Source organism: Mycobacterium sp., from assembly GCF_019247615.1.
In the GTDB taxonomy this organism is placed as follows: Bacteria; Actinomycetota; Actinomycetes; order Mycobacteriales; family Mycobacteriaceae; genus Mycobacterium.
Map to the genome: position 1 here is coordinate 1 of NZ_JAFBAT010000044.1, position 21,313 is coordinate 21,313.

General features: G+C 68.9%; 23 protein-coding genes. 14 read left to right on the forward strand and 9 right to left on the reverse strand.

All coding sequences use genetic code 11. From position 1 onward, the window contains the following. Positions 1 to 22 precede the first annotated feature (22 nt). Entirely contained in the window at positions 23 to 457 is a 435-nt protein-coding gene (locus tag JO059_RS03060; protein WP_293314667.1) for a DUF2599 domain-containing protein, read from the forward strand. Positions 458 to 492: 35 nt separating this feature from the next. After that, entirely contained in the window at positions 493 to 1,140 is a 648-nt protein-coding gene (deoC, locus tag JO059_RS03065) for a deoxyribose-phosphate aldolase (RefSeq protein ID WP_293314668.1), read from the forward strand. Between the two features lie 9 nt (positions 1,141 to 1,149). On the opposite strand, the gene JO059_RS03070 is transcribed toward deoC, so the two are convergent. From JO059_RS03070 to JO059_RS03080, 3 genes are all read right to left on the reverse strand, one after another. Continuing rightward, on the reverse strand, positions 1,150 to 2,196 hold the full coding sequence (locus JO059_RS03070; RefSeq protein WP_293314648.1) for an LmeA family phospholipid-binding protein: 1,047 nt from the start codon (positions 2,194 to 2,196) through the stop codon (positions 1,150 to 1,152). Then, positions 2,193 to 3,023, reverse strand: coding sequence for a carbon-nitrogen hydrolase family protein (locus tag JO059_RS03075; protein ID WP_293314649.1), 831 nt, complete (start codon positions 3,021 to 3,023; stop codon positions 2,193 to 2,195). Before JO059_RS03075 ends, JO059_RS03070 begins: the two co-directional genes overlap by 4 nt. Before the next feature lie 108 nt (positions 3,024 to 3,131). Further along, on the reverse strand, positions 3,132 to 3,665 hold the full coding sequence (locus JO059_RS03080; RefSeq protein WP_293314650.1) for a DUF2505 domain-containing protein: 534 nt from the start codon (positions 3,663 to 3,665) through the stop codon (positions 3,132 to 3,134). Positions 3,666 to 3,691: 26 nt separating this feature from the next. Here JO059_RS03080 and JO059_RS03085 point away from each other — a divergent pair, with 26 nt between their 5' ends. Both JO059_RS03085 and JO059_RS03090 read left to right on the forward strand, forming a co-directional pair. After that, positions 3,692 to 4,810, forward strand: coding sequence for a UDP-N-acetylmuramate dehydrogenase (locus JO059_RS03085; RefSeq protein WP_293314651.1), 1,119 nt, complete (start codon positions 3,692 to 3,694; stop codon positions 4,808 to 4,810). A gap of 76 nt (positions 4,811 to 4,886) precedes the next feature. Then, positions 4,887 to 6,200 carry an Ig-like domain-containing protein gene (locus tag JO059_RS03090; protein WP_293314669.1) on the forward strand — a complete coding sequence of 438 codons (1,314 nt, stop codon included), beginning with the start codon at positions 4,887 to 4,889 and terminating at the stop codon, positions 6,198 to 6,200. Here JO059_RS03090 and JO059_RS03095 read toward each other — a convergent pair. Next, entirely contained in the window at positions 6,184 to 6,933 is a 750-nt protein-coding gene (locus JO059_RS03095) for an SDR family oxidoreductase (RefSeq protein WP_293314652.1), read from the reverse strand. The genes JO059_RS03090 and JO059_RS03095 overlap by 17 nt on opposite strands. Before the next feature lie 175 nt (positions 6,934 to 7,108). Here JO059_RS03095 and JO059_RS03100 point away from each other — a divergent pair, with 175 nt between their 5' ends. From JO059_RS03100 to regX, 6 genes are all read left to right on the forward strand, one after another. Beyond that, positions 7,109 to 8,431, forward strand: coding sequence for an ROK family protein (locus JO059_RS03100; protein ID WP_293314653.1), 1,323 nt, complete (start codon positions 7,109 to 7,111; stop codon positions 8,429 to 8,431). 60 nt (positions 8,432 to 8,491) lie between these two features. Beyond that, positions 8,492 to 9,841: a D-inositol-3-phosphate glycosyltransferase gene (mshA, locus tag JO059_RS03105; protein WP_293314654.1), complete on the forward strand. Its 1,350-nt coding sequence runs from the start codon at positions 8,492 to 8,494 to the stop codon at positions 9,839 to 9,841. Next, positions 9,838 to 10,350, forward strand: coding sequence for a YbjN domain-containing protein (locus JO059_RS03110; protein ID WP_293314655.1), 513 nt, complete (start codon positions 9,838 to 9,840; stop codon positions 10,348 to 10,350). The genes mshA and JO059_RS03110 overlap by 4 nt, the downstream gene beginning before the upstream one ends. 96 nt (positions 10,351 to 10,446) lie before the next feature. Then, a complete protein-coding gene (locus JO059_RS03115) occupies positions 10,447 to 11,196 on the forward strand; it encodes a phosphoglyceromutase (RefSeq protein ID WP_293314656.1) in 750 nt (249 codons plus the stop codon). A gap of 150 nt (positions 11,197 to 11,346) precedes the next feature. Beyond that, positions 11,347 to 12,567 carry an ATP-binding protein gene (locus JO059_RS03120; RefSeq protein WP_293314657.1) on the forward strand — a complete coding sequence of 407 codons (1,221 nt, stop codon included), beginning with the start codon at positions 11,347 to 11,349 and terminating at the stop codon, positions 12,565 to 12,567. Positions 12,568 to 12,595: 28 nt separating this feature from the next. After that, positions 12,596 to 13,279, forward strand: a complete 684-nt coding sequence (gene regX, locus JO059_RS03125) for a two-component sensory transduction protein RegX (RefSeq protein ID WP_085077597.1) — start codon at positions 12,596 to 12,598, stop codon at positions 13,277 to 13,279. Here the strand turns inward: regX and JO059_RS03130 are convergent. From JO059_RS03130 to JO059_RS03145, 4 genes are all read right to left on the reverse strand, one after another. Next, positions 13,276 to 13,749, reverse strand: coding sequence for an NUDIX domain-containing protein (locus JO059_RS03130; protein WP_293314658.1), 474 nt, complete (start codon positions 13,747 to 13,749; stop codon positions 13,276 to 13,278). The genes regX and JO059_RS03130 overlap by 4 nt on opposite strands. 98 nt (positions 13,750 to 13,847) lie before the next feature. Beyond that, positions 13,848 to 15,707 carry a GMC family oxidoreductase N-terminal domain-containing protein gene (locus tag JO059_RS03135; protein ID WP_293314659.1) on the reverse strand — a complete coding sequence of 620 codons (1,860 nt, stop codon included), beginning with the start codon at positions 15,705 to 15,707 and terminating at the stop codon, positions 13,848 to 13,850. Then, positions 15,704 to 16,033 carry a hypothetical protein gene (locus tag JO059_RS03140; RefSeq protein ID WP_293314660.1) on the reverse strand — a complete coding sequence of 110 codons (330 nt, stop codon included), beginning with the start codon at positions 16,031 to 16,033 and terminating at the stop codon, positions 15,704 to 15,706. The genes JO059_RS03135 and JO059_RS03140 overlap by 4 nt, the downstream gene beginning before the upstream one ends. Continuing rightward, entirely contained in the window at positions 16,030 to 16,998 is a 969-nt protein-coding gene (locus JO059_RS03145; protein WP_293314661.1) for a hypothetical protein, read from the reverse strand. The genes JO059_RS03140 and JO059_RS03145 overlap by 4 nt, the downstream gene beginning before the upstream one ends. Positions 16,999 to 17,118: 120 nt before the next feature. On the opposite strand from JO059_RS03145, the gene JO059_RS03150 reads away from it, so the two are divergent. Then, positions 17,119 to 17,841 (forward strand): GntR family transcriptional regulator, encoded by a 723-nt coding sequence (locus JO059_RS03150; protein WP_293314662.1) that lies wholly within the window; start codon positions 17,119 to 17,121, stop codon positions 17,839 to 17,841. Positions 17,842 to 17,857: 16 nt separating this feature from the next. On the opposite strand, the gene JO059_RS03155 is transcribed toward JO059_RS03150, so the two are convergent. Next, complete coding sequence (locus JO059_RS03155) at positions 17,858 to 18,652, reverse strand: hypothetical protein (protein WP_293314663.1); 795 nt, start codon at positions 18,650 to 18,652, stop codon at positions 17,858 to 17,860. Positions 18,653 to 18,884: 232 nt separating this feature from the next. Between JO059_RS03155 and JO059_RS03160 the strand changes: the two genes are divergently transcribed. The 3 genes from JO059_RS03160 to JO059_RS03170 all read left to right on the forward strand — a co-directional run. Next, positions 18,885 to 19,901: a Ppx/GppA family phosphatase gene (locus JO059_RS03160; protein ID WP_293314664.1), complete on the forward strand. Its 1,017-nt coding sequence runs from the start codon at positions 18,885 to 18,887 to the stop codon at positions 19,899 to 19,901. Next, positions 19,898 to 20,893, forward strand: a complete 996-nt coding sequence (locus JO059_RS03165) for a hypothetical protein (protein WP_293314665.1) — start codon at positions 19,898 to 19,900, stop codon at positions 20,891 to 20,893. Before JO059_RS03160 ends, JO059_RS03165 begins: the two co-directional genes overlap by 4 nt. A gap of 15 nt (positions 20,894 to 20,908) precedes the next feature. Continuing rightward, positions 20,909 to 21,313 (forward strand): TIM barrel protein (locus JO059_RS03170; RefSeq protein WP_293314666.1); only part of this gene is annotated, 405 nt, incomplete at its 3' end.

The following is a 21,313-nucleotide window of genomic DNA, read 5'->3' on the forward strand; positions in this document are numbered from 1 at the left end:
CGCACCGGCGGCGTTCGTCGTCCTGCTGACGTGGCCATCCGGGCCGCCGGCCGCCGTCGCCGACCCAGGGACAAATTCAGGGGCCGGATCTGCGGGCGGCGCGGCCCACTCGCCCTCGCCGTCCCCGCCCTTCATCGACCACACGGAGTGGACGCAGTGGCGGGGGCTGGCCAGCCTGCGGGTGTTCCCGACACCGTCCGGGCGAATGGCCGCCGGCGAGCCGGTGACGGCGGACGCGACGGGCCTGGCCGATGCGGCGTGGGCCGAGGTGCTCGCGCTGTCGCCGGACGCCGACACCCCCGGTATGCGCGCCCAATTCATCTGCCACTGGCAGTTTGCCGAACTGGTCCAGCCCGGCAAGCCGAGCTGGAACCTCGAGCCGTGGCGACCGGTCGTCGATGATGCCGAAATGGTCGCCTCGCGTTGCAATCCCGGCGGCGCGGAAGAAACGTTCTAGTGGGGACCCAACCCACCCGCGCACAGCTCGCGGCGATGGTCGACCACACACTCCTCAAGCCCGAGGCCACCGACGCCGACGTGGCCGCGCTGGTCGCCGAAGCCGCCGAACTCGGCGTCTACGCGGTATGCGTCTCGCCGTCGATGGTGCCGGTCGCGGTGGGCGCCGGCGCCGAACGGGTGGCCGCGGTGGCGGGTTTCCCGTCGGGCAAGCACGTGTCGGCGATCAAGGCGCACGAGGCCGCGCAGGCGTCGGCGGCGGGTGCGGTGGAGATCGACATGGTCGTCGACGTCGGCGCCGCGCTGGCCGGTGCCTTCGATGCGGTCCGAACCGACATCGCGGCAGTGCGCGTCGCGGTGCCCGGAGCCGTCCTCAAGGTGATCGTGGAGTCCGCGGTGCTGTTGAGCGCGGCAGGCGGTGACGCCCTGGCAGCGGTGTGCCGCGCCGCCGAGGACGCCGGCGCCGACTTCGTCAAGACCTCGACCGGGTTTCATCCCGCGGGCGGGGCATCGGTGCATGCCGTCGCCCTGATGGCCGAGACCGTCGGCGGGCGGCTCGGGATCAAGGCCAGCGGCGGTATCCGCACGGCCGCCGACGCCACGGCCATGCTCGACGCAGGGGCGACCAGACTGGGCCTGTCAGGAACCCGGTCGGTGCTCGACGGGCTGAGCCAAGGCGGTTAACGCCGATCCTCAGAGGTTGGCAAAGCAGGGGTTGTTGTTGTTGCCGTTGGGGATGGTGGCATTCTGCGTCGAAAAGTGGCTGGTGACACCGCTACTGGTGACCTGCACACTGTCGGCGTGAATACCCAGCGGGAAGTTCTTGGTCTGGTTGGACAGGAAGTCGTCCAGCGTCGACTGCACCGACTCCCGAGGCATGGTGAAGCCGAGCGCATTGAAGCTCATGATCTGCAGCTCCAGCCCGTTACCGGACACCACGGGCTTGGCCGTGATGTTGTCGAGCATGCCCTTCAATTCGACGGTGCCGTCGCTGGGGTGGGTGATCACACTGTTGGTGACGAACGGGCCGAGGACCGGGATCGCGTTCTGCACCGACTGCTTGATCCCGTCCGACGTCCAGGTGATGGTCGCATCCAGCGAGCCGATGGTGCCCTTGGACGTCGGTGTCGAGTTCAGCCGGACGTCTTTGATGTTGAGGCTCAGTTTCATGCCCTTGGCGTCACGGAGCTGGTTGCCGGCCGTCTGCACCGAGATGTTGGTGAAGTGCTTCGTGGCCTGTTGCCACAACACCAGCGGCGTCACGCCGAACGACGCGGTGGCCTGATCCTTGACCTCGCACGCCACCGCCTGGGCGACCTTGCTGTTCGCGACGTGGCGCGCATACAGCTCCGCCCCGACGAGACCCGCGATGAGCAGCGAAAACACGATGATGCAGATCAGCAGGATGGACAGCGGGTCGCGAAGGAAACGTCGTTTTCTTTTCACCGGTGCCGGCTCTGCGTTCGGGGCGGCCACCTGCTCCGCCGGGTTCGCGGGTGGGGTTGGCGAAGACGTGTATCCGGCGCGGTGCATGCCGGCGCGGGGCGGCCCCAGCTGCTCGGTCGGCTGCGACTGTGGAGCGGCCACGGGAGGCCGCGGCGCCTGGCCGTGGCCGCCGGTACTTATCCGCTCCGTGGGCCGCTCGGTCGGGGGCGGGCCGAACGGACCGTGATTGCCGGGACGGGCCCACGTCGACGGTCCCTCGTTCGGTGGTCCCTGCGGTCCCTGTGGGTTCGTCACCCGACCGATTGTGCCCTATCAGCCTGAGCAAAGTCCGAGCGGTTACGCAGCACCGCGATCTTGTCGCGCGCTTCGTTCACCCGGTCGACGTCGATGTCAGCAACCAGCAGCTGCGGACGTTCGCCGGCCGAGGCGACGACCTCACCCATAGGCGAGGCCACCAGGCTGCCGCCCACCCCGGTCGGCGCCCCCGAGCCGGATCCGGGTTCACCCGGTTCGGCCTGACCTACGGCGGCGACGTAGCTGGTCGAGTCCAGCGCCCGTGCCCGTGCCAGCAGCGTCCACTGCTCGAGTTTGCCGGGGCCCGCGCCCCAGGAGGCGCAGACGACCATCAGCTGGGCGCCCGCGAGGGCCAGCTCGGTGTAGAGCGCCGGAAAGCGAATGTCGTAGCAAGTGGTCAGCCCCACTCCAACCTCGTCGACCGTGACGATCACCGGCTCGCGCCCGGGCGCGACGGTGCGCGACTCGGTGAAGCCGAAGGCATCGTAGAGGTGGATCTTGTCGTAGTGCGTATCCGGGCGGTTGGGAGCGCCGGGCCCGGCGACGATCAGCGTGTTCTTCACCCGCCCGTCGCCGGCGGGGGTGAACATGCCGGCAATCACGGTGATGCCCGCATCGGTCGCGATCCGGCGCACGGCATTCGCCCAGGGCCCGTCGACCGGTTCGGCGATAGGCGCCAGCGGCACCCCGAATCGGCACATGGTCGCCTCCGGGAACACCACGAGCCGCGCGCCGGCGCCGGCGGCTTGGCCGGCGTAGTCGTGCACCAGCCGCAGGTTTGCGGCGGGGTCGCTGCCACTGAGGATCTGCGCCAACGCGATTCGCATGCAGCCAAGCCTAGGCCCGGCGACGATGCACGCCGCGGTGCGGCGTGCTGAGAAGGCGGGCGATCATCCTGGGCCCGGCGACGATGCACGCCGCGGTGTCCGGCGGAATCACGCGTTCGCGCTGATCCACTCCGTCGTGAAGTGCTGTTCGCGGGCCACCAGATCGGCCAAGTGGGTGCCGATGAGCCTTTCCACCTTGCCGCCGATGAGCGGGATCCGCACCTTGACGGCGATCCGATAGGTGAGCCGCGCATGGCGGGGGCGAAGCGGCGACAGCTCTGCGGTCCCCGATACGTGCACCGGGGTCCCCACGATCGCGCCCACGATCACGGCCGTCGCCACACCGTCGATGATGGGTCCCCACGTCTCTTCGCGTCGGACGCACAGATCGCCCCTGTGCAGCTGCTTGACGAGGGCGGGGAGGTTGTGGCTGCGCACCACCTGCAGCGTGATTGCGTCGATGGTGCCGTCGCCCGCGCCTTCATCGCCGGGCTCGCCGCCGACGCGCAGCAACTCGAGCCTCGCGTCGTCGACGGGAATGTCGGCCAGCCTGGCCCGCCAGTACCCTTCCTCGCGGAACGCCCGGTGAAGCTCTTCGACGCTGTCCTCGTAGTCCGCCGTCAACTCGAATGAACGCGGCATAGCTGGCCAGGCTACCGTTACGGGCCATGAAAACGAGCGGTGCCGGTTCTGTCTTCGCCGGCGCCCGGGTCGCCGAGACGATGCCGTTGGCGCCGTTGACGACTCTGCGGGTCGGGCCGATCGCCCGCCGCCTGATCACCTGCACCAGCACAGATCAGGTGGTGGCCGTCCTGCGGCAACTGGACGCCAAGGCCGAAGAACCCGTGAACGGGGACCCCTTGGTTTTTGCCGGGGGCTCGAACCTGGTGGTCGCCGACACCCTGACCGACCTGACCGCTGTCCGGTTGGCCAACGACCGCGTGACCGTGGACGGAAACCTGGTGCGCGCGGAGGCGGGCGCGGTGTGGGACGACGTGGTGGTCGCGACGATCGAGCACGGCCTGGGTGGGCTGGAATGCCTGTCCGGCATCCCCGGCTCGGCCGGCGCGACGCCGGTGCAGAACGTCGGAGCCTACGGGGTCGAGGTGTCCGACAACATCACGCGGGTCCGGGTGCTGGATCGCAGCGATGGCGCGGTGCGCTGGGTGCCGGGCGCGCAGCTCGCCTTCGGATACCGCACCAGCGTTTTCAAACGAGCCGACCCATTGGGACGCAAAATGCCTTGGGTGGTGCTGGAAGTGGAATTCGCCCTGGATGCATCCGGCCGCAGCGCACCGCTGCGCTACGGCGAACTGACGACCGCGTTGAACGTCGGCAGCGGCGAGCGCGCCGACCCGAAGGCTGTCCGCGACGCGGTGCTGACGCTGCGCGCGGCCAAGGGAATGGTGCTCGACGCGGCCGACCACGACACCTGGAGTGTGGGTTCGTTCTTCACCAACCCCGTGGTCGCCGCGGAGGATTATGAGCGGCTGGCGGTTGCTGTCGAGGGGCCGATTCCGCACTATCCCGCGCCCGGCGGTGTGAAGCTGGCCGCCGGCTGGCTGGTGGAGCGGGCGGGCTTCGGGAAGGGCTATCCGCATCCGGAGCCGGGCGCTCGGGAAGCGCCGAGCCGCCTGTCGACCAAGCACGCGCTGGCACTGACCAACCGCGGCGGCGCCACCGCCGAGGACGTCATATCGCTCGCTCGCACCGTACGTGACGGAGTCCGCGATGTGTTTGGCATCACACTCAAACCGGAACCTGTCCTGGTCGGATGCCGGCTGTAGCCATAAATCCCCTGCTGCGGCACGGCGCCGTCGAATCGTCGTGGCGGGGTAGCGGTCTTGTCTCACGGTATCCTTAATTTCCGTGAACACATCCACCCCGCCGCCGATCAACCGGCGCTTGGCCTTGGCGGCCCTCGGGCTTGGTGTATTCGCTCCCAGCGCGTTGGCGGCCTGCGCCGGCCCGGCGGCCCAGCAGGCCGAGAAGAAGCAGCCGGCGGCGCCGCGCGTGAAGTACCAGCCCGCCGACGCCGCCGCCGACGTGGTTCCGATCGCTCCTGTCAGCGTCCAGGTGAGCGACGGCTGGTTCCAGAAGGTGGCGTTGGCCAACTCGTCCGGCAAGGTGGTTGCCGGGTCGTTCAACTCCGACCGCACCGTCTACACCACCACCGAGCCGCTTGGCTACGACTCGACCTACACCTGGAGCGGTTCGGTCGTCGGCCATGACGGCAAGGCGGTCCCGCTGACCGGCAAGTTCACCACCGTGTCGCCCACCAAGAAGATCAGCGGAGCCTTTCAGTTGGCCGACGGGCAGACCGTCGGGATAGCGGCGCCGATCATCATCCAGTTCGACGCGCCGATCGCCGACAAGGCCGCGGTCGAGAAGGCGCTCACCGTCACCACCAACCCGCCCGTCGAGGGCAGTTGGGCCTGGCTGCCGGACGAGGCGCAGGGCGCGCGCGCACATTACCGCACCCGCGAGTACTACCCGGCCGGCACCACGGTCAACGTCGACGCCAAGTTCTACGGACTGCCGTTCGGCGACGGTGCCTTCGGCGCCGACGACATCTCGCTGAAGATCCAGATCGGTCGGCGGCAGGTGGTGAAGGCCGAGGTCTCCTCGCACCGCATCCAGGTGGTCACCGACGCCGGCGTCATCATGGACTTCCCGTGCAGCTACGGCGAGGCCGACAAGGCGCGCAACGTGACTCGCAACGGCATCCACGTGGTGACCGAGAAGTACGCGGACTTCTACATGTCCAACCCGGCCGCCGGGTACAGCAATGCCCACGAGCGCTGGGCCGTGCGGATCTCCAATAACGGCGAGTTCATCCACGCCAACCCGATGAGTGCGGGTGCGCAGGGAAACAGCAACGTCACCAACGGCTGCATCAACCTGTCGACCGGCGACGCCGAGCAGTACTACCACAGCGCGATGTACGGCGACCCCGTGGAGGTGACCGGCAGCTCGATCCAGCTGTCCTACTCGGACGGCGACATCTGGGACTGGGCCGTCGACTGGGACACCTGGGTGGCGATGTCGGCGCTGCCCCCGCCGACGGCGCATCCGCCGTCCACCCAGATTCCCGTCACCGCGCCGGTCACCCCGTCGAACGCGCCGAGCTTGTCGGGAACGCCTACCACCAGTCCCGAGGCTAGGCCCGGCGGTTGAATCGGGTAGCGCTGGCCTGATCACGAGGCCGGATGACGATCAAGTCCAGATCCACGTGTGCAGGTCGGGTGGCCACGAAACCGATCACCTCTGCGACATCGGCCGCGACCAACGGTGTGATGCCGCGATAGACGGCGTCCGCCCGCTGCTGATCGCCGTCGAACCGGGTCAGCGAGAACTCCGTCTCGACCGCGCCGGGGGCAATCTCGGTGAGCCGCACCGGTTTTCCCAATAGCTCACCGCGCAGCGTGCGGTGCAGCGCCCCCTGGCCGTGTTTGGCCGCGGTATAGCCGGCGCCGCCGTCGTAAACCTCGAGCGCCGCGATCGAGGTTACGGTGACGATCAGGCCGTCGCCGGACTCAACGAGCCTGGGCAGCAGCGCGCGCGTGACCCGCAGCGTCCCCAGCACGTTGGTCTCCCACATCCACCGCCAGTGCTCGAAGTCGGCCTCGGCGACAAATTCCAGCCCGCGGGCCCCGCCGGCGTTATTGACCAACACGTCGACCCGGTGCAATTTGGCCGCCAACGCATCGACCGCGCGATTGTCTGTGACGTCAGCCACAATGGCGGTCCCGCCGATTTTGTCGGCAAGCGCGTTGATCCTGTCCGCCCGACGCGCCACGGCCACAACGTGAAACCCAAGGGCCGCAAGGGTTTTGGCGGTTTCCTCACCGATACCGGAGCTGGCTCCGGTAACCACCGCAACTCGTTTGTCGCCGCCGGCTGCAATCACCGGAACAACTCTAATAAACGTGCTAAATTTTCGGGGTGCACCACAGCGCCTTGTTCAACAACACCGCCGCGTGTCTTTGCGCGGCAAGTGCGTGTTGTTGCCGCGCACTTTGCCGCTCCTGAACTTTCAGGTAGGGCCAAAGACCGGCCATCGGAACTGACGACAAAGGACGCTCGTGCGCTCGACAACCCTTACCCATAGCCACCATTCTCCCGGCCGCAAGAGCCAGCCGCGGCCGCACCGCCAGGTCCTGCCGCCGGCGTTGCACATTGCCGACGCCGCGGCGGCATCCGTCTTCCGGGCCGTGCGGCTGCGCGGCCCGGTCGGCCGCGACGTCATCGCCGCCATCACCTCGCTGAGCATCGCCACCGTCAATCGCCAGGTCATTGCGCTGCTCGAGGCCGGCCTCCTGCGGGAGCGCGCCGACCTGGCCGTCTCCGGGGCGATCGGCCGGCCGCGCGTGCCGGTCGAGGTCAACCACGAACCGTTCGTCACACTGGGAATCCACATCGGCGCGCGCACCACCAGCATCGTGGCCACCGACCTGTTCGGGCGCACGCTGGACACCGTCGAGACCCCCACACCGCTTTCCTCTGCGGGGCCCGCGCTGGCGTCGCTGGCCGAGAGCGCCAGCCGGTACTTGAGGCGCTGGCACCGGCGGCGTCCGCTTTGGGTCGGGGTGGCCATCGGTGGCACCGTCGACCGCACCACCGGCCATGTCGACCACCCGCGGCTGGGATGGCGGCAGGCGCCGGTCGGACCCGTGCTGGCCGACGCGCTGGGCCTGCCGGTGTCGGTCGCCTCCCACGTCGACGCCATGGCCGGCGCCGAGCTCCTGCTCGGCCTGCGGCGGTTCGCGCCGAGTTCACCGACCAGCCTGTACGTTTACGCCCGCGAGACCGTGGGCTACGCGCTGGTGATCGGCGGACGGGTGCACTGCCCGGCCAGCGGCCCCGGCACCATCGCGCCCCTGCCCGCTCATTCCGAGCTGCTCGGGGGCAGCGGTCAGCTGGAGTCCACGGTCAGCGACGAGGCGGTCTTGGCCGCCGCCCGACGGCTGAAGATACTGCCCGGCCTTGCCTCGGCCGGCCCCGCCGCGCGGACCATCGGGTCCACGAGCGCGATGACGGAGCTGCTTCGGGTGGCCCGAGCCGGCAACCGGCAGGCCCAGGGACTGCTGCGCGAACGCGCCCGGGTGCTCGGCGAGGCGGTGGCGCTGCTGCGCGACCTGCTCAACCCCGACGAGCTGGTGGTCGGCGGCCAGGCATTCACCGAGTACCCGGAGGCTATGGAGGACATGGAGGCGGCATTCGCCGCGCGCTCGGTGCTGGCGCCGCGCGATGTCCGCGTCACCGCCTTCGGTAACCGGGTGCAGGAAGCCGGGGCGGGGACGGTGTCGCTGGGCGGCCTGTATGCCGACCCGCTGGGCGCGATGCGGCGGGCCGGGGCGCTCGATTCGCGGGTGCGCGACGTCGACGCCGACGAATCGTCGGCCTGACGCGACCGCGCGTCCAGCGCGCTTCGGCCACCTGGCGCCGCGTCCTGTAAAGATGAAAGCGTGCGGCACGACGACGTCTTCCGGCGCCGGGAAGATATAGACCCCCGCCGGGTCGCGGTATTGGCCGTGCACACCTCCCCGCTCGCCCAGCCGGGGACCGGCGACGCCGGCGGCATGAACGTGTACGTCCTGCAAACCGCGCTGCACCTGGCCCGGCGGGGCATCGAGGTGGAGATCTTCACCCGGGCCACCGCGTCGGCAGATCCGCCGGTCGTACGCGTGGCGCCGGGCGTGCTGGTGCGCAACGTGGTGGCGGGACCATTCGAGGGCCTGGACAAATACGATCTGCCCACCCAGCTGTGCGCGTTCGCGGCCGGGGTGCTGCGCGCCGAAGCCTCGCACGAACCGGGCTACTACGACATCGTCCACTCGCACTACTGGCTTTCCGGACAGGTGGGATGGCTGGCCCGCGACCGCTGGGCGGTGCCCTTGGTGCATACCGCGCACACGCTTGCGGCGGTGAAGAACTCGGCAGTCGCGGATGGTCGCGTCGGGCAGGCGCCCGAACCGCCGCTGCGTACCGTCGGGGAGCAGCAAGTCGTCGACGAGGCGGACCGGCTCATCGTCAACACCGATGACGAAGCGCACCAACTCATTTCGATCCACCACGCCGATCCGGCGCTGATCGACGTGGTGCATCCCGGGGTGGATTTGGATCAGTTCCGACCGGGTGATCGCGGGACGGCCCGGGCCGCGCTGGGACTGCCCCTCGACGAAGAGGTGGTGGCGTTCGTCGGACGCATACAGCCGCTGAAGGCGCCCGACATCGTATTGCGCGCCGCGGCGAAACTACCCCGGGTTCACGTGGTGATCGCCGGCGGCCCGTCGGGCAACGGTCTCGCCTCCCCCGATGGGCTGGCTCGCCTGGCCGGCGAACTGGGCATCGCCGACCGGGTGACCTTCCTGCCACCACAGTCCCGCGCCGATCTGGTCACCTTGTTCCGGGCGGCCAATCTCGTTGCGGTGCCGAGTTATTCGGAGTCCTTCGGCCTGGTCGCGGTTGAGGCGCAGGCTTGCGGCACGCCGGTGGTGGCGGCCGCGGTCGGCGGTCTTCCGGTGGCGGTGCGCGACGGAATCTCCGGCAGCCTGGTGTCCGGGCATGACGTCGGCGACTGGGCGGATGCCCTCGATCGGCTCCTTCGGCTCGATCCGCCGCTGGCGGCGGCGATGAGCCGCGCGGCCGCGGCCCACGCCGCCACGTTCTCGTGGGACAACACCACTGACGCGCTGCTGGCCAGCTATCGACGGGCGATCGGCGACTTCACCGCGCAGCGCCAGCGCAGGTTTCGCGACCGGGCGTCGATGCGCAAACCGCGCCGCTGGACGTCGCGTCGCGGAGTGGGCGCATGACATCTCCCGGGCAGGTGCGCTCGGTGATCGAGCGTGCGCTGCAGGCCGGCGGGCTGACGTACTCGGAATTCCCTGGGGCACATGGCGGCCTGCCGGGACTGGTGGTGGAACTGCCGGGCGAGCGCAAGCTCAAGACCAACACCATCCTGAGCGTCGGCGAGCATTCGGTTCGCGTCGAGGCGTTCGTCTGCCGCAAGCCCGACGAGAACCACGAGGGCGTCTACCGCTTCCTGCTCAAGCGAAACCGCCGGCTCTACGGGGTCGCCTACACGCTGGACAACGTCGGTGACGTCTACCTGGTGGGGCGCATGTCGCTGGCGTCGGTCGACCCCGACGAGATCGACCGGGTTCTCGGACAGGTGCTCGAAGCGGTGGATTCGGACTTCAATACGTTGCTGGAGTTGGGTTTTCGCTCGTCTATACAAAAGGAGTGGGAGTGGCGAGTGTCCCGCGGGCAGTCGCTGAAGAACCTGCAGGCGTTCGCCCATCTGATCGACGACGACGACTAGCGCCGCGAGCCGAACCGCACGGCGAGAAATCGGACGGTAATTCGCAGCCAGGTTCGGCTCGCGACGGCGCCCACGCTGCGTGAGAGACTAACCCGCATGGGAGACACGGCCACGCTGGTGCTGCTTCGCCACGGTGAGAGCGACTGGAACGCCCTCAACCTGTTCACGGGTTGGGTGGACGTGGGGCTGACCGAGAAGGGCCGGGCCGAAGCGGTGCGCAGCGGCGAGCTCATGATCGAACACGACCTGTTGCCCGACGTGCTCTATACCTCGCTCTTGCGCCGCGCGATCTCCACGGCGCACCTTGCGTTGGACACCGCGGACCGGCTGTGGATACCGGTGCGGCGCAGCTGGCGGCTCAACGAGCGCCACTACGGGGCGTTGCAAGGTTTGAACAAGGCGGAGACCAAGGAGCGCTACGGGGAAGAGCAGTTCATGGCCTGGCGCCGCAGCTACGACACGCCGCCGCCGCCGATCGAGCGGGGCAGCAAATTCAGCCAGGATGCCGACCCCCGCTACGCGAACATCGGGGGCGGCCCGCTGACCGAATGCCTGGCCGACGTGGTGGTGCGTTTTCTGCCATATTTCACCGACGTGATCGTCCCCGATCTCCGGACGGGGAAGACCGTGCTGATCGTCGCGCACGGCAACTCGCTGCGCGCGCTCGTCAAGCACCTCGACGGGATGTCCGATGACGAGATCGTGGGGTTGAACATCCCGACCGGCGTCCCGTTGCGCTACGACCTGGATGCGGACATGCGGCCCGTGCTGCCGGGCGGTACCTACCTCGACCCGGAGGCCGCCGCCGCGGGTGCGGCCGCCGTTGCCGGGCAGGGGCGGGGATGACTTTGATCGCGGGCCCGGCGCGGCTTTAAAGGCATGTTTGCCAAACATCGAGTGAACGGAAGCGGAACACCTATAGCGCAAGATGTGACTTGTCCGATTTTGGCCTCGCTCCGCTAGGGCGGCGTTCACCAGATTTGTAGGATTTTGTATGTGACTGTGTTCTCGGCGCTGTTGCTGGCCGGGGTCTTGTCCTTGCTGGCGCTGGCCGTAGGTGTTGCGGTCGGCACCCGGTTATCGCCGCGGGTGGCCCAGCGCCGCCAGCAATCCACCGCCGAATGGTCCGGGATCACCGTCGCGCAGATGTTGCAACGCATCGTGGCGCTGATGCCGCTCGGGGCCGCGGTGGTGGATTCGCATCGCGACGTCGTGTTTCTGAACGACCGGGCCAAAGAGTTGGGGCTGGTGCGCGATCGGCAGCTCGACAACCAGGCCTGGCAGGCCGCGCAGCAGGCGCTCAGTGGTGTCGACGTCGAGTTCGATTTGCGGCCCGGCAAACGTGCGTCGGGCCGCTCAGGCCTGTCGGTGCACGGGCAGGCCCGCCTGCTGAGCGAGGAAGACCGCCGCTTTGCGGTGGTGTTCGTCCATGACCAGTCCGACTACGCCCGGATGGAAGCGACCAGGCGGGATTTCGTGGCCAACGTGAGCCACGAGCTCAAGACCCCGGTCGGAGCAATGGCCCTGCTCGCCGAGGCCCTGCTGGCGTCGGCGGACGACTCGGAAACGGTTCGCCGGTTTGCGGAGAAGGTCCTCATCGAGGCCAACCGGCTCGGGGACATGGTCGCCGAGCTGATCGAGTTGTCGCGGCTGCAGGGCGCCGAACGGTTGCCCACAGTGACCGACGTCGAGGTCGACACCGTCGTCTCCGAAGCGATCGCGCGCCACAAGGTTGCCGCCGACAACGCCAAGATCGAGGTGCGCACCGATGCTCCCAGCGGCCTGCGAGTACTGGGTGACGAGGGGCTGCTGGTGACCGCCCTGGCCAATCTGGTGTCCAACGCGATCGCCTATTCGCCCCCCGGCTCGCCGGTGTCGATCAGCCGTCGCCGCCGCGGCGACAACATCGAGATTGCCGTCACCGACCGCGGCATCGGCATCGCCCTCGAGGATCAGGAGCGGGTCTTCGAGCGGTTCTTCCGCGGCGACAAGGCGCGCTCGCGCGCCACCGGTGGCAGCGGGTTGGGCCTGGCCATCGTCAAGCATGTCGCGGCCAACCACAACGGCAGCATCGGTGTGTGGAGCAAGCCGGGAACCGGATCGACGTTCACGCTGTCCATCCCGGCTTACCGGGACAGGGACGAGCAACCCGAGCAACCGCGGGGCCGCGAGGTGCGGCCCAACAGGTCACAACGAGAGGAAGAACTAAGTCGATGACCCGCGCGTACGTGGAGGAGTGGCGCCGATGACGAGTGTGCTGATCGTGGAGGACGAGGAGTCGCTGGCCGACCCCCTGGCGTTCCTGCTGCGCAAGGAGGGCTTTGAGGCCACGGTGGTCACCGACGGCCCCGCCGCGCTGGCCGAGTTCGATCGCGCGGGCGCGGACATCGTGCTGCTCGACTTGATGCTGCCGGGCATGTCGGGCACCGATGTGTGCAAGCAATTGCGTGCGCGTTCCAGCGTGCCGGTGATCATGGTGACCGCCCGCGACAGCGAGATCGATAAGGTGGTCGGCCTGGAGCTGGGCGCCGATGACTACGTGACCAAGCCGTATTCGGCGCGTGAGCTGATCGCCCGGATCCGCGCGGTGCTGCGCCGCGGCGGAGACGACGACTCCGAGATCAGCGACGGCGTGCTGGAGTCCGGACCGGTCCGCATGGACGTCGAGCGCCACGTCGTATCCGTCAACGGCGACACGATCACCTTGCCGCTCAAGGAATTCGACTTGCTCGAGTACCTGATGCGCAACAGCGGGCGCGTGCTGACGCGCGGGCAGCTGATCGATCGCGTGTGGGGCGCCGACTACGTCGGGGACACCAAGACGCTCGACGTGCACGTCAAGCGGCTGCGGTCCAAGATCGAAGCCGATCCGGCCAACCCGGTCCACCTGGTGACGGTGCGGGGGCTGGGTTACAAGCTCGAGGGTTAAGAGTTCGCGTCGAAAACGGTTCGGGCGTCGTCGCTCGCGCTCAACGCGATGCGCCGGCGCATGTCCGTCGTCATCGGCGGAAGCTCGTCGAGGTCGAACCAGGCCGCTTCGGTCGTCTCGTCGTCGGCGGGCAATGGCTCCCCGGATAGCCATCGCATCCGGAATACGTGATCCAGATATTGGGCGTGATCGCCGTTGGCATGCACGGCAGGCCGGGTCACGTGGACCCAAGCGAGTCGCGTAGCCCGCGCGCTGACCCCGGTTTCTTCGCTCACTTCGCGAGCAGCGCAGTCTGCCGGATTCTCGCCCGGCTCGACGATCCCCGTCACCGCCGTCCAGGCGCCGTTGTCGGAGCGCTTAACCAGCAACACTTTTCGGTCGCGGATCGTGACAGCCGTAATGCCGGCCAACCACAACGGTGCGTTGCCGATGGCGCGACGAAGCTCGACGATGAAGTCGGGGATCGGCACTCACCGAGTGTGCGTCGCCGGCGTCGAGTGTGCAATGACGGCGATCCCACCGGCGTTTCGTCGCCCTGGACGCACACGCAAACGCCCAGGATTCACACTCAACTCGCGCGAGCGGCGACCACCTCGTCGGCCACGCCCAGCGCCAGCGCCATGATCGACAGCTGCGGGTTGACCTCCGGGCAGCTCGGCAGGATCGACGCGTCGGCCACCCAGACGCCGTGCACGCCACGCATTCGCCCGGTCTCGTCGACCGGACACAGCTGCTCGTCGGTTCCCGCCGCCGCGGTGCCCGTCGGATGGAAGGCGGCCAGGTGCAGGGTTCTCGGGTCGCAGCGGCTCAGCGCATCCCGTAGCGCGGGCTGCGACGTCACCGTCATCGCGTCGGGGAGACCCGTGAGCACCTCGACGGCGCCGGCCGCAAACAGCAGCCGGCCCATCGCCTCCATCGCAACGAGCAGTTTCGCGACGTCGGCCCGGGTGATGGTGTAGCGCACCAACGTCTGCCCGCGCAGCGAGGACACCGAGCCGACGCCGCGATCGGCCACCATGGCGCCGAACGTGGCGACCCGCGGCGCGCGGTCCAGCCAGCCCAGCAGCTCGGCGCCGTAGCCTGGAAAGACCATCGACCCCATCCCCGGCGGCGTGGACGTGGCTTCGATCAGCACGCCGTCGGACTCGTGAAACTCGTGAACGGCCGCGCTTTGCAGCACGCCGTGCCACGCGACGACGTCGTCGTCGAAGCGCCCGGCGAGGATTGTCGCCGGATGCAGCGCGAGGTTTCGGCCCAGGCGTGGGTGGGTCCCGATGCCGCTGCGCCGCAGCAGTCCTGGCGTCTCGGTGGCACCGGCCGCGACGATCACCGTGTCGGCCAAGATGTCGAGCGCCGTCCCGTCCGGTCGGCGTGCCCGCACGCCCCGGGCGCGCCCGCCCCGGTGCAGCACCCGTTCGACGCGAGCCCGCGAGATGATCCGCGCCCCCGCCGCACACGCCTGTGGCAACGCGTTGAGGTGCACGCCGAACTTGGCGTTGCGCGGGCAGCCGATGGCGCACTGGCAACAGCCCTCGCAGCCCGGCGCGTTGCGGGGGATCGGGGCCGCCCGCCACCCCAGCCGCTCGGCTCCGTCGAGCAGCAGGCGCCCGTTGCGGCCCATGGTCTGCAGCGGGACCGGTGCGACACGCAGTGTGTGTTCGACGTCGTCGAGGCGCTCTGCAAGCCGGTCGGGGTCGGCGAGGGCGAGGCCGAAATCGTCGCGCCAGCGCCGCACCACGGCCGGCGGCGGCCGGTAGCACGTGCCGGAGTTCACGACGGTCGTCCCGCCGACCGCTCGACCGATCGGCAGCACGACCGACGGGCGCCCCAGCGCGACGGTGGACCCGGCGCCGCGGTACAACCCGGCGTAGCGGTCGATCGGGTGGGTGGTACGGAACTCGTCGGCCGTCCAGCGGCGCCCCTCCTCGACCACGACGGTGTCATAGCCCGCCCGCGCCAGTGTGCGGGCAACCATCGCCCCGCCGGCGCCGGATCCCACGATCACCGCATCGGCGGTAATGACCGAGCGGCTCTCGGTCGAGGGGATGATCGTCAAGGATGCATCGGGGCGCGCCGCGCTGTCCTTTTGGGCACGCGAAAGAAGTTCCGCCGCATAGGTTTCGGCGCCGTTGGCGAGCAATACTATCGTTTTCATTGCCTCCACGGCCGCTGCGGCGTTGGGGCCGACGGCGGCGACTCGCCGCAGTACCCGCTCCCGCTGGTCCGGGCTCAGCCGAGTCAGTGACCGGCCGGTGGTGAGATAGCTTGCCGCCGCCAAAGAGGCCATGCCGGCCCGCATGGCCACGCGCGATGTCGTCGGCAGCCGCGTGAGGTAGCGCTCGACGCGATCGACGAGCTGGGCCGGGGGCGGGCCGCCGTACTCCTCGGGAAGCAGTGCGCTGCCGAAGGACGCGGCCAGACTGCTCATACCAGGCGTCCCAACCGGCGGCCCAACTTGATGAAGAACGGATAGGTCGCGAAGATGGCGGCCGCCACCGCGTGCAGCTGCCAGCCGAGTTGCTCGGTCCGCACGCCGAAAATGCCGCTGTTCCACATGAAGTCGCGTCCGTTGCGAGCACGGAAGGGACGCCACAGCAGCCCGAGGCCCGGCACGTTGTTGTAGAGGCCGAACGACCCGCCGAAGAACACCCCGAGAGTGGCGGCCTCTGCGACATCGCGACGATTCGAGGGCAGCCGCCGCTCGATGAGGACGCCGGCGGCGAACAGCAGCGGCGGGTCGAGGACAAAGCTCACGCGGGGATCCTTTCGTTGATCTCGGGCGCCCCCGAACCGTCCGGGGCGGCACGCAGGCCGACTTCGGCGTGCCCCGTTCCCAGCAGGGACCAATGCCGGTCGCCGATGTCGACGTAGATGTCGGCCTGCTCGGTGTTGGTGCACACCGCCCTGCCCCCGTCGGGATCGGTGTAACCCAGGCTCACGCACCGTTCCGGATGCTGGTCCACCCGGACGAGCACGCGGCGACCGGCCATGCTCCCCTCCAACTGCCAGTGCCGCAGGCCCAGCGTGGTTTTCATTCGCAGCGACGGTAAAGGTCTTGCGGGCCAATCCTTTCCGCCCAGGCGGCAACGAACGAAGGCCATCGGGGCAAGCCTGCGCAGCCCCGGCTTGTGCGACACCGCGGAAACCGCTTCCAGGACGTCCCCGTTGCCGAGGTCGGCGTGAACCCATCCCCAGCGTTTGGCGTTGCCGTGTCCGTAGATGTGGGCGACACCGCCGCGCCAGCCGTCGATCGCGACGGTCGTGCCGGCGATCGTCAGTGAGCCGGAGAACTCGGCGGTCGGTGCGACCACCACCTGGGCGCCCGGCAGCAGTTCGCGCTCCCATACCGCTCGGGGAAACGTCCACAGCGGCTTGCCGGCGTCCTTCCAGCACAATTCCCACGCCAGCGATCGGGCGCTGCCGGCCAGCTTTTCCCAAGCCATGTGCACCCCGGCGGCGTCGAACCAGGCCCCCCGGGCGGCCGGCCGGGTGGGTTCCGGACCGAATCGCTCGGTGCGCGGTGGGCCGTCGGGCGCAAACCACGTCGCCCAACCGTGCGCGTACGCGGCACCCGGGTCGCCCACCGGTGCCACCGTCTCGCAGTGGATCCAGAGGCCGGCGCGCGTCAGCGGATCCGACAGGGTGGCGTACCAGACTTCCAGGCGTCCGGCCTTGCCCCGCCAGCGTGGTGCGGCGGCCGATCGCATCTCGTCGTCCATTGCTGCCTGCCCTCCGGGGTAGTAACTGACGGCACTCTGTGCGCCCAGGCCGCACAATCGATGCATGACATCTGTGGTCCGGTTCGACGATGCGGTTCGTCCACTATATTGGTTGAGCCAATGAACCAGTCAAGTGCTCTGCAGCCCCCGGACCGTCAGCGGGTGGACGAACAGCTCGCCGCGTCCATCGCGGACGCGATCCTCGACGGCGCCTTCCCTCCGGGCTCGACGCTGCCGCCGGAGCGCGAGCTGGCCGACCAACTCGGCGTCAACCGCACATCGCTGCGCCAGGGACTGGCCCGCCTGCAGCAGATGGGCCTGATCGAGGCCCGTCACGGCAGCGGCAACGTGGTCTGCGACCCCGAGGACCTCACCCATCCCGCGGTCGTCGAGGCGCTCGTCCGCAAGCTTGGCCCCGAGTTCCTGGCCGAGCTGCTGGAAATCCGGGCGGCGCTCGGGCCGTTGATCGGCCGCCTGGCGGCGCAGCGCAGCAAGCCGGAGGACGCCGATGCGTTGCGCGCCGCGCTCGCAGCCGTACGGCACGCCGACGACGCCGCGGCGCGCCAGGCCGCCGACCTCGCGTACTTCCGGGTGCTCATCCACAGCAGTCGCAACCGGGCGTTGGGGTTGCTGTATCGCTGGGTCGAGCAGGCCTTCGGTGGTCGCGAGCACGAGTTGACCGCCGCCTACGAGGACGCCGGGCCCGTGGTGGCCGACCTGCGGGCGATCACCGAGGCCGTCTGCGAGCGCGACGCGGCGGCGGCCGCCGCGGCGACCGAGGCCTACCTGCAAGCGAGCGCGCTGCGAATGGTGTTGTCTTACAAGACAGCCGAGCAGGCCTAAACAGCCTGAGCCCGCGCTACTCGGCTATCCGGGTCGCCGGGTGCACGGCCACGAGGCCTAACTTGCTGCGGCGCTTGCACATTGCCGCCAATTCCGCATAAGCCTTCGCGCCGAGCAGCTCGGTCAGTTCGGCGGCCATGCTTTCCCAGACCTGCTTGGCACCGACATGCGCGGCGGGATCGCCGGTGCAATACCAGTGCAGGTCAGCGCCACCGGAGCCCCAGCCGCGGCGATCGAATTCGGTGACGGTCGTCTTGAGGATTTCGGTCCCGTCGGGCCGGGTTACCCACTCCTGGCTGCGCCGGATCGGCAGTTGCCAGCACACATCGGGCTTCATCGTCAATGGCGCAACGCCGAGCCTGAGGGCCTTGGTGTGCAGCGCGCACCCGGCGCCGCCGGCAAAACCGGGGCGGTTCAAGAAGATGCAGGCGTCTTTGTGTTTGCGCGTCCGATATTGGGGCTGGCCGTCGTGCTCGTCGAGCTCCAGGTAGCCCTTGCGGCTCAAGCCCTTCTCGCGATATTGCCAATCGTCGTCGGTCAGCGTCTTCACGGCGTCGTCCAACCGGGCGCGGTCGTCGTCGTCGGACAGGAACGCGCCATGCGAGCAACACCCGTCGTGCGGGCGGCCCACGACGGTTCCGCGGCAGGCTGGCGTACCGAACACACACGTCCAGCGCGACAGCAGCCAGGTGAGGTCGGCCGCGATCAGGTGCTCGGGGTTGTCCGGGTCGTAGAACTCCACCCATTCGCGGGCGAAGTCCAATTCGACCTCTTGGCCCGCGGATCCCCCCTCTGGGTGCGAATTTGCCACGCCTCCAACGTTAGTCCACGACTCCGCCCGCCCGGAGCTTCGCCCAGCCGGTAAATCTGCAGACAAAGTGCGAGTACAGGCCTGCGGGATTACAGGCTCGGCGAACGAGCCGTCGCGCAGGGCAGGCCGCGGGCCGCAAAGCGGCCCGCATCGTCGCCCGACGGGGTTGGATTGTCGGGCTCCTCCGCGGGCCGCAAAGCGGCCCGCATCGTCGCCCGACTAGGTTGTTGCTGTGCGATTGGGCGTGCTCGACGTGGGCAGCAACACGGTTCATCTACTGGTGGTCGACGCCCACCGCGGTGGGCACCCGACGCCGATGAGCTCGACGAAGGCGACGTTGCGACTCTCCGAGTCCATCGACAGCTCGGGGAAGATCACCAAGCGCGGCGCCGACAAGTTGGTTTCCACCATCGACGAATTCGCCAAGATCGCGCTCAGCTCGGGCTGCGAGGAGCTGATGGCGTTCGCCACATCGGCCGTGCGGGACGCCGAGAATTCCGATGACGTGCTGGCCCGGGTGCGCAAGGAAACCGATGTCGAGCTGCAGGTGCTGACCGGCGTCGACGAGTCGCGGCTGACCTTTTTGGCGGTGCGGCGCTGGTATGGCTGGAGCGCCGGGCGCATCGTCAACCTCGACATCGGCGGCGGCTCACTGGAGTTATCCAGCGGCGTCGACGAGGAGCCCGACGTCGCGCTGTCGCTGCCGCTCGGGGCCGGGCGCCTGACCCGCGAATGGCTGCCCGACGATCCGCCCGGTAGGCGCCGGGTCGCGATGCTGCGGGATTGGCTGGACGCCGAGCTGGCGGAGGCCAGCGAGGCGGTCATGGAAGCGGGCCCACCCGACCTCGCGGTGGCCACCTCGAAAACGTTTCGCTCGCTGGCGCGGTTGACCGGTGCGGCGCCGTCGGCGGCCGGGCCGATGGTCAAGCGGACGCTCACGGCAAACGGCCTCAGGCAACTCATAGCATTCATCTCTAGGATGACGACCGCCGACCGGGCTGAGCTGGAAGGAGTGAGCGCCGAGCGGGCACCACAAATCGTGGCGGGTGCCCTGGTGGCGGAGGCGAGCATGCGAGTGCTGTCGATCGAAGCGGTGGATATCTGCCCTTGGGCGTTACGGGAGGGGCTGATCTTGCGCAAACTCGACAGCGAAGCCGACGGAACGGCACTGTTCGGGGGTTCGGTGCGCGATGCTGGAGAGCAGAAGGCTGATCGGAACGCGAACCGATCGAAGGGCGACAAATCATGACCGGACCACACTCCGAGACCGACGGGCCGGGCAGTCGGCCGATCTCGGTGGCCGAGCTGCTGGCCAGGAACGGAACCATCGGAGAACCGGCCGTCTCCCGGCGGCGCCGCCGCCGGCGCGGTGACAGCGACGCGGTCACGGTCGCGGAGCTGACCGGAGAGATTCCGGTGATCCGCGACACCGAGCGCACCGCGCCGCAGCGCCGGGCGACCGGAACAGTCCAGGCAACCGCCCCGGTCACTGAGGAACCGGCCAAACCCGTCTACTGGTCCGAGCCCGAGCCGCGCTGGCCCAAGTCGCCGCCTCAACCCCCGCGCGCTTCGGCACCCGAACGCAGCGCGTACCCGCGGCCCCTGCCCCAGGGCGAACGACCCGCGGACCGCACCGCCAAGACGCCCGACCGATCCGATGCCCAATCCGGCGCCGAGGAGATGCGCCCGGACCCCGTTGACCACTACGCGGACATCCCGGTCGACGTGATGGACAGCGAGGTGGGCGAAGCCGAGACCGCGACCCAGGATTCGGCGTACGTGCGCTCCTTCCTGCGGTCTGATTCCGCGCTGCAGTCGGACACCACGCTGTTCGGCGGCCAGACCCTGGCCGATGAGATCGCGCGACGGGGAGGCACGAAGCAGGTCGCCGAGGACAGGGCAGAGGACAGGGCCGAGGACTACCCCGACGTTGCGGCCGACCGTATCGACGGCATCCATGCGGGGCACGGCAGGCTCGCCGCGCTATGGCGGGCCAGCTTGATCGTGTTGCAGTCGATTCTGGCCGTCGCTTTCGGGGCGGGGCTGTTCGTCGCGTTCGACCAGCTGTGGCGCTGGAACAGCATCGTGGCGCTGGTGCTGTCGGTGCTGGTCATCCTGGGCCTCGTGGTGGGGGTGCGGGTGGTTCGCAAGACGGAGGACATCGCCAGCACGCTGATCGCGGTCGCCGTGGGGGCGCTGATCACCCTGGGTCCGCTGGCATTGTCGTTGCAGTCGGGCTAGGCGTCACCACGCACAGTGCGCCCCGCAATCAAAGTCGGACTGTCGACGGCCTCGGTCTATCCGTTGCGGGCGGAGGCCGCGTTCGAATATGCGGCCAGCCTTGGGTACGACGGCGTCGAGTTGATGGTGTGGGGCGAGTCGGTGAGCCAAGACATCGATGCCGTCAAGAAGCTCTCTGAGCGGTATCGAGTGCCGGTGTTGTCGGTGCACGCGCCCTGCCTGTTGATTTCGCAGCGGGTGTGGGGCGCCAATCCCATCCCGAAGCTGGAGCGCAGCGTGCAGGCCGCCGAAAAGCTGGACGCCCAGACCGTCGTGGTGCATCCGCCTTTCCGCTGGCAACGGCGCTACGCCGAGGGATTCAGCGACCAGGTTTCGGACCTGGAGGCCGCCAGTGACGTCATGATCGCCGTCGAGAACATG

Bases quoted from the DNA above. Each gene is read 5' to 3' on its own strand.
- deoC (WP_293314668.1), top strand. From the start codon at position 493: ATGGTCGACCACACACTCCTCAAGCCCGAGGCCACCGACGCCGACGTG.
- JO059_RS03075 (WP_293314649.1), bottom strand. From the start codon at position 3,023: ATGCGAATCGCGTTGGCGCAGATCCTCAGTGGCAGCGACCCCGCCGCA.
- JO059_RS03080 (WP_293314650.1), bottom strand. From the start codon at position 3,665: ATGCCGCGTTCATTCGAGTTGACGGCGGACTACGAGGACAGCGTCGAA.
- JO059_RS03085 (WP_293314651.1), top strand. From the start codon at position 3,692: ATGAAAACGAGCGGTGCCGGTTCTGTCTTCGCCGGCGCCCGGGTCGCC.
- JO059_RS03110 (WP_293314655.1), top strand. From the start codon at position 9,838: ATGACATCTCCCGGGCAGGTGCGCTCGGTGATCGAGCGTGCGCTGCAG.
- JO059_RS03115 (WP_293314656.1), top strand. From the start codon at position 10,447: ATGGGAGACACGGCCACGCTGGTGCTGCTTCGCCACGGTGAGAGCGAC.
- regX (WP_085077597.1), top strand. From the start codon at position 12,596: ATGACGAGTGTGCTGATCGTGGAGGACGAGGAGTCGCTGGCCGACCCC.
- JO059_RS03135 (WP_293314659.1), bottom strand. From the start codon at position 15,707: ATGAGCAGTCTGGCCGCGTCCTTCGGCAGCGCACTGCTTCCCGAGGAG.
- JO059_RS03145 (WP_293314661.1), bottom strand. From the start codon at position 16,998: ATGGACGACGAGATGCGATCGGCCGCCGCACCACGCTGGCGGGGCAAG.
- JO059_RS03150 (WP_293314662.1), top strand. From the start codon at position 17,119: ATGAACCAGTCAAGTGCTCTGCAGCCCCCGGACCGTCAGCGGGTGGAC.
- JO059_RS03165 (WP_293314665.1), top strand. From the start codon at position 19,898: ATGACCGGACCACACTCCGAGACCGACGGGCCGGGCAGTCGGCCGATC.